Raw genomic sequence first — 17,513 nt, forward strand, 5'->3', positions numbered from 1 at the left:
GGCATAGAGACAAGCGGGAACAACCACGCCAAGCTGATGGACGGCATGTACCGCTATCAGCGCCACATCTATGACCTGACCCGCAAATATTACCTTTTCGGGCGCGACCGGACGATCGAACAGTTGAACGTGCCGGTCGGCGGCTCCCTGCTAGAGGTCGGCTGCGGCACGGGCCGCAACATGCTGCTCGCCTATCGGCGCTTTCCCTCTGCCCGTCTCTACGGCCTCGATATCTCGCAGGAGATGCTGATTTCGGCGCGGGCCAATTTCCGCGGCTTGAAGCACATGCCGGATTTCCGCGTTGCTGACGCCACGGCCTTTTCGCCGGCGGATTTCGGCGCCGGCGGGTTCGATCGCGTCATGATTTCCTACGCGCTCTCGATGATCCCGGATTGGAAAAGTGCCATCGACGCCTCGCTCGACGCGGTCGCACCGGGCGGCGAGCTGCACATCGTCGATTTCGGCCAGCAGGAGGGATTGCCGGGCTGGTTCCGCGCCATGCTCAAGGGGTGGCTAAGGAAATTCCACGTCACCCCTCGCGCCGATCTTCTGACCGTGCTCGAAGAAAAGGCTGAAGCGCGGGGCATGTCCTTGAAGACCGAAAGGATCGGCCGCGGTTATGCCTGGCGGGTCGTGGCAACCCGGCAGAGCGCCTGAGCAGTTGTCGATTCCAACGTAGAATCCAGCCCCGGAGGGCATCAAGCATAAGAATCTGCTTGAAGATAACGCATTTTTTACGTTGATATGGTGAATAAAGTGGCAAGACCAGCTGGTAACGGTATGGTCTGCCGCTCTTTCGGATTCTCGGGGACCATATTACGGAAGCCAGGCCTTGGGGCAGCAAGATCACTCGCGCCATAACAGGAAACCCATGCGCCGGCTTCTGGCATGCCTACTGCCGCTCGCCCTTTTCTTGAATGGCTGCACGACGGGTTACGACGCCCTCTCGACGGCAGCCCTTCCCAAGACCAGGTTCAGCGATACGAAGCCGCAGGATTTCGGCCGCGACCATCCCGGGCGCCATCCCATCCACGGTATCGATATTTCCAAGTACCAGGGCGATATCGATTGGCGGGCCGTCAAATCTTCCGGCGTTGCCTTTGCTTTTATCAAGGCGACGGAAGGCAAGGACAGGATCGATCCTCGCTTTACCGAATACTGGCAGGAAGCAGCTGCTGCGGGGCTGCTGCATACCGCCTATCATTTCTATTATTTCTGCTCCACCGCCGACGATCAGGCCGATTGGTTCATCCGCAACGTGCCGAAGGATGCCACGGCGCTTCCGCCCGTTATCGACGTCGAATGGAACCCCGGTTCCCCGACCTGCCGCACCAGACCTGCCCCCGAAACAGTGCGGACGGAAATCAAGCGCTTCATGGATCGCCTCGAGGCATACTACGGCAAACGCCCGATCATCTATACATCGGTCGATTTCCATCGCGAAAATCTTGTCGGTTACTTCAAGGACTATCAGTTCTGGGTGCGCTCGGTCGCAAAGCATCCCAGGGAGATCTATGCCGACCGCAGTTGGGCCTTTTGGCAATATACATCCACCGGGCTCATCCCCGGCATAAAAGGACCGACGGATATCAACGTCTTTGCCGGTTCCGAACAGAATTGGCACAACTGGGTGGCGGCAGTACAGAAGCAGGGAAATTCTTGAGATTGAGATCAGTTCTCTCTTGCTTATGTCACAATCTTCTGTGAAAGCGACCCTATTCTATCACTAGAGAGGATCGCTCATGGATCGTCACACCATTCGACGCAGCGCGCTCGCGTTGATCTTCGCCTCCGCTGTCGCCGGCACGGCGATCGCTCAGAATGCAGCTCCGGCCACGGTGCCGCCCGCGAGCAGCGACGCTACTCCCAAAGCGGCCTGCGGTGGTGATCTCGCAGCCTTCCTGGCCGGAGTAAAAGCCGAGGCGATTGCCGATGGTGCAGATGCTGCAGCGGCCGACAAGACGTTTGCCGGCGCGCAAATCGACCCCAAGGTCTTGGCCATGGACCGTAGCCAGGGTGTCTTCCGCCAGACCTTCCTCGAATTCTCGCAGCGCACCGTCAGCCAGGGTCGCCTGGATATCGGCCGCCAGAAGATCAAGCAATATGCCGACGTCTTCGCCAAGGCTGAAAAGGACTATGGCGTTCCCCCCGGCGTCATCACCGCCTTCTGGGCCATGGAAACCGACTTCGGTGCGGTTCAGGGCAATTTCAACACCCGAAACGCCCTGGTCACCCTCGCCCATGACTGCCGCAGGCCAGAATTCTTTCGCCCGCGCCTGATCGCGCTGATTGAATTGGTACAACGCGGCGATGTCGATCCGGCGACCACGACGGGCGCATGGGCCGGCGAAATCGGCCAGACGCAGATGCTGCCGCCCGACATCATTGCTTACGGCACGGATGGCGACGGCGACGGTCACGTCAACTTGAAGACAAGCGCGCCCGACGTCATCCTGACCACGGCGAAATTCCTACAGCATCTCGGCTTCATACGCGACCAGCCCTGGCTGCAGGAAGTTGCTGTCCCGGACAATCTGCCATGGGAAAAATCCGGCATCGGTGGCACGCTGACGGCCGGCGACTGGTTCAAGCTTGGCGTCAAGCCGCGCGACGGCGATACCAACTTCGCGTCACTGCCGGCCGCTCTCATCCTGCCGCAGGGCCGCAAAGGCCCAGCCTTCCTCACCTACCCGAACTACAACACCTACCTCGGCTGGAACCAGTCGTTCATCTACACGACCTCGGCCGCCTATTTCGCCACCCGTTTCGCCGGCGCTCCTCCCTACAACAAGGGCACGCCTGAACCGGGCCTCAACGATGTCGACATGAAGGCGCTCCAGACCAAGCTCGTGGCACGCGGCTATGATGTCGGCAAGATCGACGGCATTCTCGGCTCCGGAACCCGCGTCGCCATCCAGAAGGAACAGTTCCGCCTGGGCATGCCGGCCGACGGCTGGGCAACGACGGCATTGCTCAACGCACTTTGATTTCTCGCATGTCTCGAACGAAAAGGCGGCTCCGGGCCGCCTTTTTTTATGCGCGCTCTTTCGTCCCTCCGACAGCCTACGATCCTGCGACAGCAAGAAACGGGTGGAGAGCCGGCCTTCTTTCAGCTTAGATAGATTGAAAGAGGGGAAATCACGATGAATACCGAGAACAGAATGAGCGCCTCGACCTGGGGCCTGTTGCTACTATTGGGATTGATCTGGGGCGGATCGTTCTTTTTCGCCCGCATCGCTGTTCATTATGTCCCGCCCTTCACGCTGGTTCTGCTGCGCCTGTCGCTGGCGGCGATCGCACTGCACATCTATCTTGCCGGCCGTCTTGGCATCTATCAGTCCTTGCGGCGTCACTGGCCGCAGTTTCTCCTGTTGGGCTTGATCAACAACGCGGTGCCGCATGTGTTGCTCTTCTGCGGTCAGACGCAGATGGGCGCCGGACTTGCATCCATCCTGAACGCGACGACACCGATGTGGACCGTGCTGATCGGCAATCAGCTGACGACGGACGAACGCCTCACGTCGGCCAAGCTGGTTGGCTGCCTCACCGGCCTGCTCGGAACGATCGTGCTGCTCGGGCCGAGTGTTACCAGCAGCGGCTCGATTCCCTTCTGGGCGCTGTCATTGCCAATCCTCGCGGCGATCTCCTATGGATTTGCAGCGATCTATGCCAAACGCTTCAAGGGCATCGCGCCACCCGTCGTTGCGGCGGGCCAGCTGACCGGCTCCTCGCTCATCATGCTGCCGGCCGCCCTGTTCATCGATCAGCCTTGGACGCTTGCCGCCCCACCGGTCACGGCAATTGCAGCCATTCTTGGCCTGGCGCTGCTATCGACCGCCTTCGCCTATATCCTCTATTTTCGCATCATCGAACTTGCCGGCGCCACCAACACCTCCCTCGTCACCTTGCTCGTGCCGCCGAGCGCGCTATTGCTCGGCTTCCTCTTTTTGGGCGAGCGGATGGGTCCGAGCGAAATCGCCGGCATGTTGCTCATAGCCGCGGGCCTCCTCGTCCTCGATGGGCGGTTTTACATCTGGATGAAACGCAGCGTCAGAACGCGTGAAACATGATCTCGTCCTCCACTCGGATGATCCCCGGTCACAGCATATTAATATTTATTCACAGCCCGTCACCGAGCCAGAAATCGCTATTTATGACGTGAAATCAAATTGTTGCCGCGAAGCCATGAATCAAATTGCAAACTCGATACCGCGCCGCAGCATCGAATGTTCTTTCCAAGCAACACATTTTCGACATAAAATTTAACGGCTGACTGAGGAGGAAGACATGGGATTAACACGATCCATCAACGTCCTAGTGGTCGGTGCGGCCTTCGCTTTCGTCGTGACGATGCTTTTCATCTGATGGCTTTGACGAAATTCGCAAACGATCAAACTCCGAAAAGCTAACAAAACCCCTGTTTCATTAGAAAAGCGCATGTCCCAACTGGACATGCGCTTTTTCATGCGTGATTTCGCGGAAGATTCAGGCGGCAGCGCCGGCCCGCGCATCCACCTTGCGCTGCAGGCCCAGCCGCTCGAGCACGGCGGAAACCAGTGCCGAACGGTTCATCGTATAGAGATGAAACTCGTGGATGCCACGGCGCATCAGGTCCTGGATCTGCTCGGCGGCAACCTCGGCGGCAACCCTGGCCCGCTCCTCGGTATTTTCTTCCACACCATCGAAACGCTCATCGAGCCAGGACGGAATGCTGGTACCGCAAGCGCCGGCAAAGCGCTTCAGTTGCGTCAGGTTCTGGATCGGCATGATGCCCGGCACAACTGGAATCTTGATGCCAACAGCGCGAACGCGATCATGATAGCGCTCGAACGCATCATTATCGAAGAAGAACTGGGTCAGCGCCCGGTCGGCGCCGTTCTCGGCCTTGCGCTTCAGCATATCGATATCGGCTGATGTATCGCGGCTTTCCGGATGCTTTTCCGGATAGGCGGAGACGGAAATATCGAAATCGCCACGCTCGCGCAAAGCTCCCACCAGTTCGGCGGCATTGGCATAACCGCCCGGATGCGGCTGATAGGCCGAGCCGACACCGCCAGGCGGATCGCCGCGCAGAGCGACGAACCGGCGAACGCCCGCGGCAAGGAATTCATCGATTACCCGATGCGTGTCCTCACGCGTGGCACCGACGCAGGTCAGATGCGATGCGGTCGTGAACGGCGTCTCATGGATCATCTTGCGCACGGCCGAAAGCGTCGGCGCCTTGGTCGAGCCGCCTGCCCCATAGGTGACCGAAACAAATTCTGGCTCCCAATCGCTGAGCTCCTCGACAGTGTTCCACAGCTGCTGCTCAGCCTCTTCCGACTTCGGCGGAAAGAACTCGAAAGAGATGCGGATACCGTCGTTACGGCTTTCTGATCTCGAAGACATGTCAAACTCTCCCGGCAAGGATGGGGGATGATTGGTGGCCCCGGTCGGCTGCCATCAGCAGACGCGGGTCGCGCGCCAGCCAGATGGTGACGGTCAGTGCCTGACCGCCTTCCCGCCCCGAGTGAAGGTCCTGCACGCGCTCCACATCCAGCCCCGCCAGCTTCAGCCAATCCGACATGGACTGATGCGAGAAGCCAAGACGCAGATGCGCATGCTCGTCACGCAGATATTCAAGCCCGTGCGGCGCGAGATCGATAATGACAAGCCGGCCGCCGGGCCGCAGCATTCGCGCCGCCTCGTTGATGGCGACCTCCGGCTGATCGAGGAAATGCAACACCTGATGGACGGTGATGAGATCGAAATCCTGCTGCTCGAGCGGCAGGTTGAAAATATCGCCATGCCGCACGGAGGCGGCGGTGATGTTGGCCCGGTCGAGATTGGCGCGGGCAACCGCCAGCATGTCGCGGCTGGCATCGATGCCGACAGCGCGGCGGTAATGGCCGGCCAGAAGCTGCAACATCCGGCCCGTACCCGTGCCGAGGTCGAGGAAGGCGTCGATCGGCTGCGGGCCGATCAGCTCGATCAGCGCCTTGTCGACATCCTCATCGGCGACATGGAGGCGACGCAACTCATCCCACTCGGCGGCATTCCGGCTGAAATAGGCCTGGGCGCGTTCGGCACGAATACGCTTCACCGAGGTAAGGCGCTCGCCATCGCGCAGCAGCACCGTATCCTTTTCGGCGGTGTGGCGCAGCAGCGAGCGCGCCAGCGTCACGGCCTTGCCCTCCTGCTTCAGGCGGAAATAGGCCCACGCGCCTTCCTGATAGCGATCAATCAAGCCGGCTTCTCCGAGCAGCTTCAAGTGCCGGGAGATGCGTGGCTGCGACTGACCGAGAATTTCTGTAAGATCGGTAACCGTGAGATCGCCGGCGGCGAGAAGTGCGAGAAGGCGCAATCGTGTCGGCTCGCCGACCGCCTTCAGCACATCCACCACGTCATCCAAGCCGAGTTTAACCAGATCCGTCATTCGACACCCAATCAAGATATAAAGATATCTTTATGTGATTTGAATGCAATCTGCAAGAGCCAATCGATCGCGACGACAATTCCACGTCGGAAATCTGTTAGTTTCTGACGAAAACGGAATATCGGCTTCCGCCGTCAGGCAAACAAAAACCCCGGACAAGCCGGGGTTTTCGAAGAGCGAAACCGAGAGCTTAGCGCGTCAGTCGCTTGTGCGCCTGGCTGCCCGGATTGAGGGCATCGGGGCCGAGGCGGCGGATCTTGTCCTGCTCGTAATCTTCGAAATTGCCTTCGAACCATTCGACATGGCCTTCGCCTTCAAAGGCGAGGATATGCGTGGCCAGACGGTCGAGGAACATGCGATCATGGCTAATGATGATGGCGCAGCCGGCGAAGTTTTCGAGCGCGCTTTCCAGCGCTCCCAGCGTTTCCGTATCAAGGTCGTTAGTCGGTTCGTCGAGCAGAAGCACGTTGCCGCCTGCCTTCAACATCTTGGCCAGATGAACGCGGTTGCGCTGACCGCCAGAGAGATTGCCGACCTTCTGCTGCTGGTCGCCGCCCTTGAAGTTAAAGGCGCCGCAATAGGCGCGCGAGTTCATGTCGAACTTGCCGAGCTTGATGACTTCGGCGCCGCCGGAGATTTCCTCCCATACCGTCTTATTGCCATCAAGCGCGTCGCGGCTCTGGTCGACATAGCTGAGATGCACCGTCTCGCCGATGCGGACCGAGCCGGCATCTGGCTTTTCCTGCCCGGTGATCATCTTGAATAGGGTCGTCTTGCCGGCGCCGTTCGGGCCGATGATCCCGACGATGCCGCCGGGCGGCAGCTTGATCGACAGATCGTTGATCAGCGTGCGGCCTTCGAAACCCTTGGTGATGCCCTCCATCTCGACCACCACCTGGCCGAGACGCTCGCTGACCGGAATGATGATCTGCGCATCACCAGGACGCTGATTTTCGGCAGCATCGACCAGCTGTTCGTAAGCGTTGATACGTGCCTTGGACTTGGCCTGACGAGCCTTGGGGCTGGAGGCGATCCATTCCTGTTCGCGGCTGATTGCCTTCTGACGGCCAGCTTCTTCGCGGGCTTCCTGCTGCATGCGCTTGGCCTTGGCCCGCAGATAGGCGGAATAGTTGCCTTCGTAGGGAATGCCACGGCCGCGGTCGAGTTCGAGAATCCAGCCGGTAACATTGTCGAGGAAGTAGCGGTCGTGGGTGATCATCATCACGGCACCCGGATAGTCGCGCAGGTGCTTTTCCAGCCAGGCAATGGTTTCAGCGTCGAGATGGTTGGTCGGTTCGTCGAGCAGCAGCAGGTCCGGTTGCGAGAGAAGCAGGCGGCACAGCGCGATACGGCGGCGCTCACCGCCGGAAAGGCTGGTGACTTCGGCATCGCGCGGCGGGCAGCACAATGCTTCCATCGCCATCTCGACCTGGCTTTCCAGATCCCAGAGATTCTGGCTGTCGATGATGTCTTGGAGCTTGGCGCCCTCTTCCGCCGTCTCGTCGGAATAGTTCATCATCAATTCGTTGTAGCGATTGAGGACTTCGGTTTTCTTGGCAACGCCTTCCATGACGTTTTCGAAAACCGTCTTGTTGGGATCGAGCTGAGGCTCCTGCGCCAGGTAGCCGATGGTGGCGCCTTCGGCCAGCCAGGCTTCGCCGGTATATTCCTTATCGAGGCCGGCCATGATGCGCAGCACGGTCGACTTACCCGCGCCGTTCGGGCCGAGAATACCGATCTTGGCGTCGGGGTAGAAGGAGAGATGGATATTCTCGAGGATTTTCTTGGCGCCATAGGCCTTATTCAGACCGGCCATATGATAAATGAACTGACGTGCCATAGCTTGGGTTGCTCCACGGGCGGATAACATTGCGAATTGTGCCGCTATGTAGGCGAAACCCGGCCCTCGGGCAACGGCGAAACCTTGTCCGAGGGCATTTATCCGCGTCGCAAAGACCGGATTAGGCTAGAAACCGGCCGCGTCCACCACGCCACGATCGCAGCCGAACGAGGTGCTGCCTGCACCCTGGATCAATTTGGCGAGCCGTGGCTCGCTGCCCCGCTGAGGATCGATCGCATCTTCCGAGAGACCGATGGTCAGCTCCGAGATCATTCTGACATTGCCGACCCGGCGGCAGCTCATCTTGATGCGGGCATTGGCGCCCTCGCCAAAACTCTGGTCGAAGGCGGCCTTAATGGTTTCCGCATCCAGCTCTTTGCCGATATTCTGCGCGAAGAGCTCGCGCACGGCCGACGCATTGAGCTCGGTAATCAGGCCGGCGGCGATGGAGAAATATTGGTCGGCACTGAGCTTCGTGCAGGTGCCATGCTTGATCCATTCATGCCGCTCAAGGCCGGACTGCGTGCCCGGCATCACCTTGTCCAGCTTCGTCTTGACGTCCTGCGATAGCTCAACCGCCGGCAGATCTTTCCAGTCGCGGCCGCGATCCGCCTGCTTCAAATCCTCCGAGACATCGCAATATTCCTGCCGCATCGGCCAAAGACCATGCAGCGAAAAGTTCGTGGCATCGTGATTGTCCGACGATTGGTTCCGGCATTCCGCTTTCTTCTGGTTCGTCGCGCAAAATGCCGGCTCCCAGCTTGCCGCCAGGATAAAGCGTGTCCGGCCGCGACTGTGCTCCTGCGCCATGGCGCCCGTCACAGTGCCGATCGAAAGGACTACAACCGTAAATACCCGAAGCCAATGCTTCATTCCCCGCCTCCAACTAGAACATTATGGGAACAAATAAGCAGTTTGCTCGAAAGCGCGCAATCCTGAATCGCAGCGCTCGGAAAGATTTATTTCTGTGAGCTTTACCACCTATCCCTTGCAATCGAGCGGATGATAACCTTTCGTCCAATCGGGGAGGAACGAATGCATGTTCGCCGAAACGCAGCGCCTGAATAGCCCGACAGGCGCGACGCTTGCCTATCATCATTTACCGGCGGCGACCGATGCACGCGGCGTACTGCTGATTTCGCATGGCCTTGCAGAGCACTCTCGTCGCTACGAAGCCTTTGCAGATGCGATGGCGGCCCAAGGCTTTCATGTCTATGCGCACGATCATCGCGGCCATGGCGAGACCATTGCCTCCGACGCGCCGATCGGCCGCTTTGCCCGAAGAGGCGGTGTCGAACGGGTGATCGCGGACGTGCTCGCCATGCGCGAGCTTGCCGCAGGCACCCATCCCGGCTTGCCGATCATCCTGTTTGGTCATTCCATGGGCGGATTGATCAGCCTGAACACGGTCGTCACGCATCCGGACAAGTTCGATGCCGTCACAGTCTGGAACTCCAATTTCAATCCGGGCCTCGCCGGCCGCGCCGCCCAGCTCATCCTCAAGACAGAGCGCATGTTCAAGGGATCGGATGTCCCGAGCGGGCCATTGCCGAAACTGACCTTCGGGACCTGGGGCAAATCGATCGCAAACCGCCGCACCGATTTCGACTGGCTCTCGCGCATTCCCGAACAGGTGGACAAGTACATCGCCGACCCGCTCTGCGGCTTCGATGCCTCCGTCTCGCTCTGGCTCGACATATTCGAGCTTAGCTTTCGCGCGCCGCAAAAAGCCTATCTCGATCGGCTGCGACGCGACATGCCGATCCATCTCGTCGGAGGCGGCCAAGATCCGGCAACCGACAATGGGAAGGCGATTTCCTGGCTGGCAAGCCATTTGAAAAAGGCTGCCTTCTCTCGTATCACGACCGAGATCTACCCCGATATGCGGCACGAGACGCTCAACGACATCGATGCCGAGGAAGCCATTTCCCGCTTCGCCGACTGGTGCAAGAAGGTGACGGCGAACAACTGATCCTCATGGGAATTCTGCAATGAACACCTCCAGCGGCTCCTCGGCGCAATTGTCGCAGTCGGAGCTGACCTTCGGCTTGTCGATGATGTTTCTCTCCGTCATCCTCTCGCCGATCATCGACATCTTTTCCAAGCTCGCGGCAGCCACCATTCCGCCGGGCGAAGTCACTGCTGCCCGCTTCATCTTTCAAGCGCTCCTCGCCCTGCCGATGATGGCCATGCGCAGGCAATGGGGCGTGTGGACATGGCGGCGCAGCGGCGTCCATGCCATCCGCGGCGCCGTACTGACGCTATCCATGGTGTCATTCGTGACGACGCTGCAGGTGATGGAAGTGGCCGATGCCATCGCCATCTTCTTCGTCGAGCCGATGATGCTGACCATCCTCAGCAGCATCTTCCTGAAGGAAACCATCGGCTGGCGCCGCTATACCGCCTGCGGCGTTGGCTTTTTCGGCGCGATGCTGATCATTCAGCCGAGCTTTCAGGAAGTCGGCGTCATCGCCCTGCTTCCGGTCGTCACCGCCCTTTGCATCGCCATCTATGTGATGATCACGCGGGTTGTCTCCCATAGCGAGGATGCCTGGTCGATGCAGTTCCAAACCGCCTTGTGGGGCACCGGCCTCAGCCTGATCTTGCTCGCCATCGGCCGGGCGACGGGGTCGGTAATCCTCGATCCGGTCATGCCGGATCTGACGGCCATGCTCTATCTGCTGGGCGTTGGCGCGACTGCAGCCGCTGCCGGCATCCTCACCGTCTATGCCTATCGCGCCATGCCGGCCTCCAAGCTCGCACCGCTGCAGTATTTCGAGATCGTCTCCGCCACGATCTTTGGCTGGCTCGTCTTCGATAACTTCCCGGACGCCATCAAATGGCTCGGCATCCTCATCATCATCGGCTCCGGGCTCTACATCCTCTGGCGCGAGCAGCGCTTTGCTTCCAGGCCGGTATCCGATACATCTGAAATAGCATTCACGCCCTGAGCGGGAGAGCGGACAGACATGACAGAACAAAAGACCAAGAAACCCCCGCTTTCCGGTATTCGTGTCATTGAGCTTGCCCGCGTGCTTGCCGGTCCCTGGGCCGGGCAGATGCTGGCCGATCTCGGCGCCGATGTGATCAAGGTGGAAAATCCCGACGGCGGCGACGACACGCGCCAATGGGGACCTCCCTTCGTTGAAGGCAAGGACGGCGAGAATCTCTCCGCCGCCTATTACCATTCAGCCAATCGCGGCAAGCGCTCGATCACCGCCGATCTCAAGACCGAGGAAGGTCAGGAACTGGTCCGCCGCCTAGTGAAAACGGCAGATGTGGTGATCGAGAACTTCAAGCTGGGCGGCCTTGTCAAATATGGGCTGGACTACGAAAGCCTGAAGAAGATCAATCCCCGCATCGTCTACTGCTCCATCACCGGCTTTGGGCAGACCGGCCCCTACGCCAACCTCGCAGGCTACGACTATATCGTCCAGGGCATGTCCGGCTTCATGTCGATCACAGGCGAACCGGACGGCCAACCCGTAAAGGCGGGCGTCGCGATCGCCGATATCTTCACGGGCATCTATGCCGTCTCGGCGATAGAGGCAGCGCTGATCCATGCGCTCAGATCCGGCGAAGGACAGCTTGTCGATATGGCGCTGCTCGATGTGCAATCGGCCGTGCTTGCCAACCAGAACATGAACTATCTGATCTCAGGCAAGCCGCCCGTGCGGCTCGGCAATGCCCACCCCAATATCTCGCCCTACGAAGTCGTTCCGACCGCAGACGGCTATCTCATTCTAGCGGTCGGCAACGACGGACAGTTCCGCCGCCTCTGCACTATTCTTGGCCTCGCTACCCAGGCCGACGACGAGCGCTACGCGACCAACAAGGCGCGCGTCGCCAACCGCTACGAGGTGCGGGCTTTCGTCTCGGCGGAGACGCTGAAATGGAACAAGGCGGATCTGCTGAAGGCCTGCGAGACCAACGCCGTTCCGGCAGGCCCGATCAACACGATCGAGGACATGTTCGCCGATCCGCAGATTGTGGCGCGCGGCTTGAGGATCAATCTCGAGGACGCAGCCGGTACCATGATCCCAAGCGTGCGCACGCCGATCGTGCTTACGGAGACGCCATTGACCTATTCGCGCCCGAGCCCGCGTCTCGGCGAACATCAGGAGAAGGTTCTCGCCGAATTGGCGGAACTGGAGGGGAAGGCGAAGACATGAAACGAACGGGCGGCCAACTCATCGTCGAAGCCTTGAAGGCCAATGACGTCAAGCGTATTTCCTGCGTGCCCGGCGAGAGTTTTCTCGCGGTGCTCGATGCGCTGCATGACAGCGACATCAAGGTGCTCGTCTGCCGTCAGGAGGGCGGCGCGGCGATGATGGCGGATACCTGGGGCCGACTGACCGGCGAGCCGGGCATCTGCATGGTCACCCGCGGCCCCGGCGCCACGAACGCATCCGCCGGTCTGCACATTGCCCGGCAGGATTCGATCCCGATGATCCTGTTCATCGGCCAGGTCCAGCGCGATGCCCGCGAACGCGAAGCCTTTCAGGAAGTCGAGTTCCGGAGAGCCTTTACCGAATTTGCCAAATGGGTCGGCGAGATCGACGATGCCGCCCGCATTCCGGAATTCGTCACCCGCGCTTTCGCGCTGGCGACATCGGGCCGCCCCGGCCCGGTCGTACTGACCTTGCCGGAAGATATGCTGCGCGACGAGGTCGAGGCGCCGGAAGCGCTGCCCTATCTCCCTGTTGCCGCCCACCCAGGCCCCGGCCAGCTTGCCGACCTCAGTCAGCGGCTCGCCACAGCAAAGCGTCCGATGGTCATCCTCGGCGGTACGCGCTGGAACGAGGAAGCGGTAGCCGGTATCCGGCAATTTGCCGAGCGTTTCAAGCTGCCGATTGGCTGCTCCTTCCGCCGCCAGATGCTGTTCGACCACCTGCATCCAAATTATGCAGGCGATGTCGGCATCGGCATCAACCCGGCCCTGGCGAAAGAGATCAAGGAAGCGGATCTGCTGATCCTTCTCGGCGGCCGTCTTTCCGAGATGCCGTCCTCCGGCTACACGCTGGTCGACATCCCCTATCCGCTTCAACAGCTTGTGCATATCCATCCCGATCCTTCCGAACTCGGCCGCGTCTATCGCCCGGATCTGGCGATCTGTGCGAGCCCGGCGGATTTCGTTGCGGCGCTCTCAGATTTGGACCCGCCACGCGAGACTCCTTGGGCCGAGCGGACAGAGCGTATGCACGCAGCCTATCTTGCCTGGTCGACGACGCCTGAAAAGAGCCCCGGCGCGGCCCACATGGGCCGCATCATGGATTGGATCGAGGCCAATACGACCGAGGATACGATCTTCACCAACGGCGCCGGTAATTATGCGACCTGGCTGCACCGCTTCCACCGCTTCCGCCGCTTCAACACCCAGGCAGCCCCCGCTTCCGGATCAATGGGCTATGGCCTGCCGGCAGCGGTCGCCGCCAAGCAACTGTTTCCGGAGCGCGAAGTGATCTGCTTTGCCGGCGACGGTTGTTTCATGATGCACGGCCAGGAATTTGCAACCGCCGTCCAGTACGGCCTGCCGCTGATCGCCCTGGTCATCAACAACGGCATGTACGGCACCATTCGCATGCATCAGGAGCGGGAGTATCCCGGCCGCGTCAGCGCCACCGCGCTCGACAATCCGGATTTTGCCGCGCTTGCCCGCGCCTATGGCGGGCACGGCGAAACAGTGAAGGTGACGGAAGAATTCGGCCCGGCATTCGAGCGGGCACGCGCGAGCGGCAAGCCGGCAATCATCGAGATCGTGCTGGACCCGGAAGCGATCACGCCCTCGCGCACCCTCACGGAAATCGCCCAAACAAAAAGCCGGTGAGCGCGAACCCACCGGCCTTTCAAAAATCGCGTTGAAATCGACTTAGTCGAGTGCTGCGGTCACGATGAATTCGACCTTGTACTTTGGCGCTGCGAGCTTGGCTTCGCTGGTGGCGCGAGCCGGCGTGTTGGCCGGATCGACCCAGGCTTCCCAGGCGGCGTTCATTTCGGCGAAGTAGGAAATGTCCGAGAGATAGATCAGCGTCTGCAGGACCTTCGACTTGTTGGTGCCGGCTGCTGCAAGCAGACGATCAACTTCGCCCAGTGCCGACTTGCACTGATCGGTGACGCTTTCGCCTTCGCCAACCTGGCCGGCGAGGTAAACGGTGTTGCCGTGGATGACAGCGCCGCTCATGCGGGCGCCAACGTCGATGCGCTTGATGCTCATGGTTTTCTCCTGATGTTGTTCTTCGACAGGTGAGCGAAAGGCACCGCCTCAGGCCTGCCCTTCAATCTCAAATTGGAAATACGCCCGTTCAGCCGCGGATGTGATGCGTCTTCTGATAGATCGCGGTCGAACGCGCGCCCGAGCGGCAATAGCCGAGCATCGGCCGCGGAAACTCGTCCAGCGCATCGACCATGCTCTGCACGGCCTCTTCCGTGACGCCCATGGGGCCAACAGGCACATGGGCAATCTCGAGGCCGAGTTCCTTGGCACGAGCTTCGATGACGCCGAACGGCGTCTGATCCGGGCTCTCGCCATCGGGACGATGGCAGACGAGGGACTTGAAACCCATGGCCTTGATCTCATCGAGATCCTCGACGGTGATCTGGCCGGAGACGGAGTATTCGTCGTCGATCGGGCGGATATCCATGGTTCATGTCCTCTCTAAAACCGTGGCCCTGATCTACGCCGCCATAGGGCAAGCGTCAACCGCGGCGCGCGCTCAAACGAAGGCAAAGTTGAGCATGAAATTGCGGGCTTCGCCGGGCTGGAGAATATTGAATTCACCCGCCGCCTCGAGCTCCGCGCGGGAGACCCAGCGATGAGAGACCGGCTCGATGCCGAGCACATGCGCGGGCGCGCGCTGATTGCGCCAGACCTGCAGGAACGGCAGCGTATCCGTTCCAAAACGCACCCTCAGCGTCTTGCCGCCGATGGCCGCGATGGGCCCGAGGCTGATCTCCGCCCAATCCTCCCCCTTGTCCTCTGCCGGCACGCAGAAGATATCGCCCCCCTCCTCGCCGAAGGTCCAGGGAAAACCGCCATTCTCCAGCATCTGTCCGGCAAGGCGCGTGCCGCTGTCGAACCATTTGCCGCCGATATTCATGTGGTACATCAGGAAGGCCGGCATCGCCTCCGTGCTGGTGTTGACAAGACGATCGGCAAGCGAGACTTCGCCGGTGGCGCCATCGATCCGCCAATGACGCTCCAACCTCGCCGTCCGCCCCTCTGCGGTGACAACATCGATATCGGCGCGGCATTCGGCATCGCCGTTCTCGAATTTGGTCCAGAGAATTTTGGCTGGATGAGACGAGAAGGAACCATGCAGCGGATAGCGCTTACCCTCATATGCGCCGGACATCGGCTCGGGATGGCGGATATGATCCGGCCCACATGTGAAGAGGAAGCCCTCCACGGAATGGCTGATGCGCGCATCGCCATCATCGGGAACGGCGCTACCAGGCGCAAGATTGTTACCCTCGACAATGCAGGCGCCAATATCCAGGACGGAGCCCTCGTCGAGCGCCAATTTCGGCCCCTTGGCTGCGGAAAAATCGATCATTCCTTAAAACCCTCCCTGGTCGGCGCCACCAGCGGACGTTGTCCCGGGATGGAGCGCGGCGCAAATAAACGGTGATTTAGCTTACCGAATGTTAACTTGAAGCCTTGATCACACAAATTTTTATATTTTATTCAGCATGATAATCTAAATTTCCATACTGGCGTCAAAATTGCCATGTGTGTGTCAGCCGAACGACCATCCCAAGGATTCGACAGACGTGAACCGGTTCGTAAAATTGAGTTTAGCCTTGGCAACGACTGCCACCATGTCCCTGCTCGCGCTCACCGATGCGCAGGCGCAATATTACCGTGGTGGCAACGGCAACACGGTTCTCGTCACTCCTGACGGTCGAATTCTCGATCAATACCCGAACGGCGGTGGATATTCCATGGCGCGTGACGGCCGCGGCCGACGGGTTCTGATCGACGCCTATGGCAATGTCGTGGCGACGGAGATGAAGGCAAGCACCTATTATCCGCGCGCACCGGCTCGCGACGGCTACGGCGACAACGGAAACCGCGACGGCGGTCGCTATGGCGACACGCAGCTTTCAAACAACGGCGACTACCAGGATTATCGTCAGTATCGGACCGACAGTTACGGTAATTACAACGGCAACCCGGACAACGGCTATGATCAGCAGGATCGCAGCGTCGTCACCGGCGGCATTCCGCGCGATGGCGACATCCAGCGACAGCCGCTCGACAATCAGCCCTTGCCAGGCACGAACCAGGGCCAGACGAACCAGAACGGCAGTGACTACGCATCGATCGATCCGCAGCAGGGCACGCCTGACATCGTCAACAAGCCGCCGGCCGAACCCGTTATTACGCTCAAGGGCAAGTCGAAGATGGAGATTACCGCGCTGGAGGTCTTCCTCGCGCGGCAGGGCATTTCGCCAGGCGCTATCGACGGCCGCATGGGCGCAAACGTCACCAAGGCGATCTATGCCTATCAGCAGATGACCGGCCAGACGCTCGATCCGAACAATACCGACGCGATCCTCGAGCAGCTGCGCATGTCCGGCGGCATGCCGATCGTCAACTATACGATCACGGCCGCCGACGCTGCCGGCCCCTATGTCGCATCGATCCCCGAGGACTATGCGGCGAAGTCTCAGATGCCGTCGCTCGGCTATACCTCGACGACGGAAATGCTGGCCGAACGCTTTCACATGGATGAGGGTTATCTGAAGGCGCTCAACCCCGGCGTCGATTTCACCGTGCCGGGCAGCACCATCAAGGTCGTCAATACAGGCCCCGGCAAGACGGGCACGGTCGCCAAGATCCTGGCGGACAAGGGCCGCAAGCAGGTTTTCGCCTATGATGCCAACGGCACGCTGATCGCAGCCTACCCGGCCAGCATCGGTTCGGCCGACACGCCATCGCCGTCAGGCACCGTCACGGTCGAGCGCGTCGCCTTCAATCCGGGCTATACTTACAATCCGAAGATCAACTTTCAGCAAGCCGGAAACGACAAGGTTCTCAACATTCCGCCAGGCCCGAACGGCCCGGTCGGCACGGTCTGGATGGCCCTGTCGAAGCCGACCTACGGCATCCACGGCACGCCGGACCCTTCAAGGATCGGCAAGACTCAGAGCCATGGCTGCGTGCGTCTGACGAACTGGGACGCAACCGAGCTGGCAAAGATGGTCAAGCCTGGCGTCGTCGTCGAATTCGTCGATTGATCGGCGATAAAGCTTCAG

General features: G+C 60.1%; 16 protein-coding genes. 9 read left to right on the plus strand and 7 right to left on the minus strand.

Features of this window, described 5'->3' with window-relative positions:
* The first annotated feature begins 36 nt into the window (after positions 1-36).
* The 4 genes from ACIQWP_RS12740 (at position 37) to ACIQWP_RS12755 (ending at position 4,070) form a co-directional block, all read left to right on the plus strand.
* Complete coding sequence (locus ACIQWP_RS12740; protein ID WP_402787597.1) at positions 37-657, plus strand: class I SAM-dependent methyltransferase; 621 nt, start codon at positions 37-39, stop codon at positions 655-657.
* Between the two features lie 214 nt (positions 658-871).
* Positions 872-1,663 carry a GH25 family lysozyme gene (locus tag ACIQWP_RS12745; RefSeq protein ID WP_402787289.1) on the plus strand — a complete coding sequence of 264 codons (792 nt, stop codon included), beginning with the start codon at positions 872-874 and terminating at the stop codon, positions 1,661-1,663.
* Positions 1,664-1,742: 79 nt separating this feature from the next.
* Complete coding sequence (locus ACIQWP_RS12750) at positions 1,743-2,987, plus strand: lytic murein transglycosylase (RefSeq protein WP_402787292.1); 1,245 nt, start codon at positions 1,743-1,745, stop codon at positions 2,985-2,987.
* 156 nt (positions 2,988-3,143) lie between these two features.
* Positions 3,144-4,070, plus strand: a complete 927-nt coding sequence (locus ACIQWP_RS12755; RefSeq protein WP_402787295.1) for a DMT family transporter — start codon at positions 3,144-3,146, stop codon at positions 4,068-4,070.
* A gap of 415 nt (positions 4,071-4,485) precedes the next feature.
* On the opposite strand, the gene metF is transcribed toward ACIQWP_RS12755, so the two are convergent.
* The 4 genes from metF to ACIQWP_RS12775 all read right to left on the minus strand — a co-directional run bounded on the left by metF (position 4,486) and on the right by ACIQWP_RS12775 (position 9,128).
* Positions 4,486-5,388, minus strand: coding sequence for a methylenetetrahydrofolate reductase [NAD(P)H] (gene metF, locus ACIQWP_RS12760; RefSeq protein ID WP_402787298.1), 903 nt, complete (start codon positions 5,386-5,388; stop codon positions 4,486-4,488).
* A 1-nt stretch (position 5,389) separates the two neighbouring features.
* Positions 5,390-6,415 carry an ArsR/SmtB family transcription factor gene (locus ACIQWP_RS12765; protein ID WP_402787301.1) on the minus strand — a complete coding sequence of 342 codons (1,026 nt, stop codon included), beginning with the start codon at positions 6,413-6,415 and terminating at the stop codon, positions 5,390-5,392.
* 190 nt (positions 6,416-6,605) lie between these two features.
* Complete coding sequence (gene ettA / locus ACIQWP_RS12770; RefSeq protein WP_402787304.1) at positions 6,606-8,255, minus strand: energy-dependent translational throttle protein EttA; 1,650 nt, start codon at positions 8,253-8,255, stop codon at positions 6,606-6,608.
* 126 nt (positions 8,256-8,381) lie between these two features.
* Complete coding sequence (locus ACIQWP_RS12775) at positions 8,382-9,128, minus strand: ribonuclease (protein WP_402787307.1); 747 nt, start codon at positions 9,126-9,128, stop codon at positions 8,382-8,384.
* A gap of 166 nt (positions 9,129-9,294) precedes the next feature.
* Between ACIQWP_RS12775 and ACIQWP_RS12780 the strand changes: the two genes are divergently transcribed.
* Genes ACIQWP_RS12780 through ACIQWP_RS12795 form a run of 4 tightly spaced genes read left to right on the plus strand, consistent with a single transcriptional unit; the run spans position 9,295 to position 14,082 of the window.
* Complete coding sequence (locus ACIQWP_RS12780) at positions 9,295-10,227, plus strand: lysophospholipase (RefSeq protein ID WP_402787310.1); 933 nt, start codon at positions 9,295-9,297, stop codon at positions 10,225-10,227.
* 19 nt (positions 10,228-10,246) lie between these two features.
* Positions 10,247-11,206, plus strand: coding sequence for a DMT family transporter (locus tag ACIQWP_RS12785; RefSeq protein ID WP_402787313.1), 960 nt, complete (start codon positions 10,247-10,249; stop codon positions 11,204-11,206).
* Positions 11,207-11,224: 18 nt separating this feature from the next.
* On the plus strand, positions 11,225-12,427 hold the full coding sequence (locus tag ACIQWP_RS12790; RefSeq protein ID WP_402787316.1) for a CaiB/BaiF CoA transferase family protein: 1,203 nt from the start codon (positions 11,225-11,227) through the stop codon (positions 12,425-12,427).
* Entirely contained in the window at positions 12,424-14,082 is a 1,659-nt protein-coding gene (locus ACIQWP_RS12795; protein WP_402787318.1) for a thiamine pyrophosphate-binding protein, read from the plus strand. The genes ACIQWP_RS12790 and ACIQWP_RS12795 overlap by 4 nt, the downstream gene beginning before the upstream one ends.
* A gap of 42 nt (positions 14,083-14,124) precedes the next feature.
* Here ACIQWP_RS12795 and ACIQWP_RS12800 read toward each other — a convergent pair whose 3' ends face one another.
* The 3 genes from ACIQWP_RS12800 to ACIQWP_RS12810 form a co-directional block, all read right to left on the minus strand.
* Positions 14,125-14,469 carry a RidA family protein gene (locus ACIQWP_RS12800; RefSeq protein WP_402787321.1) on the minus strand — a complete coding sequence of 115 codons (345 nt, stop codon included), beginning with the start codon at positions 14,467-14,469 and terminating at the stop codon, positions 14,125-14,127.
* Positions 14,470-14,557: 88 nt separating this feature from the next.
* Positions 14,558-14,896, minus strand: a complete 339-nt coding sequence (locus tag ACIQWP_RS12805) for a TIGR01244 family sulfur transferase (protein WP_402787324.1) — start codon at positions 14,894-14,896, stop codon at positions 14,558-14,560.
* Positions 14,897-14,968: 72 nt separating this feature from the next.
* Complete coding sequence (locus ACIQWP_RS12810; protein ID WP_402787327.1) at positions 14,969-15,808, minus strand: DUF4432 family protein; 840 nt, start codon at positions 15,806-15,808, stop codon at positions 14,969-14,971.
* A gap of 217 nt (positions 15,809-16,025) precedes the next feature.
* On the opposite strand from ACIQWP_RS12810, the gene ACIQWP_RS12815 reads away from it, so the two are divergent.
* Complete coding sequence (locus tag ACIQWP_RS12815) at positions 16,026-17,495, plus strand: L,D-transpeptidase (protein WP_402787330.1); 1,470 nt, start codon at positions 16,026-16,028, stop codon at positions 17,493-17,495.
* Positions 17,496-17,513 lie beyond the last annotated feature (18 nt).

It is taken from the genome of Rhizobium sp. NPDC090279 (assembly GCF_044769665.1).
Lineage (GTDB): Bacteria > Pseudomonadota > Alphaproteobacteria > Rhizobiales > Rhizobiaceae > Rhizobium.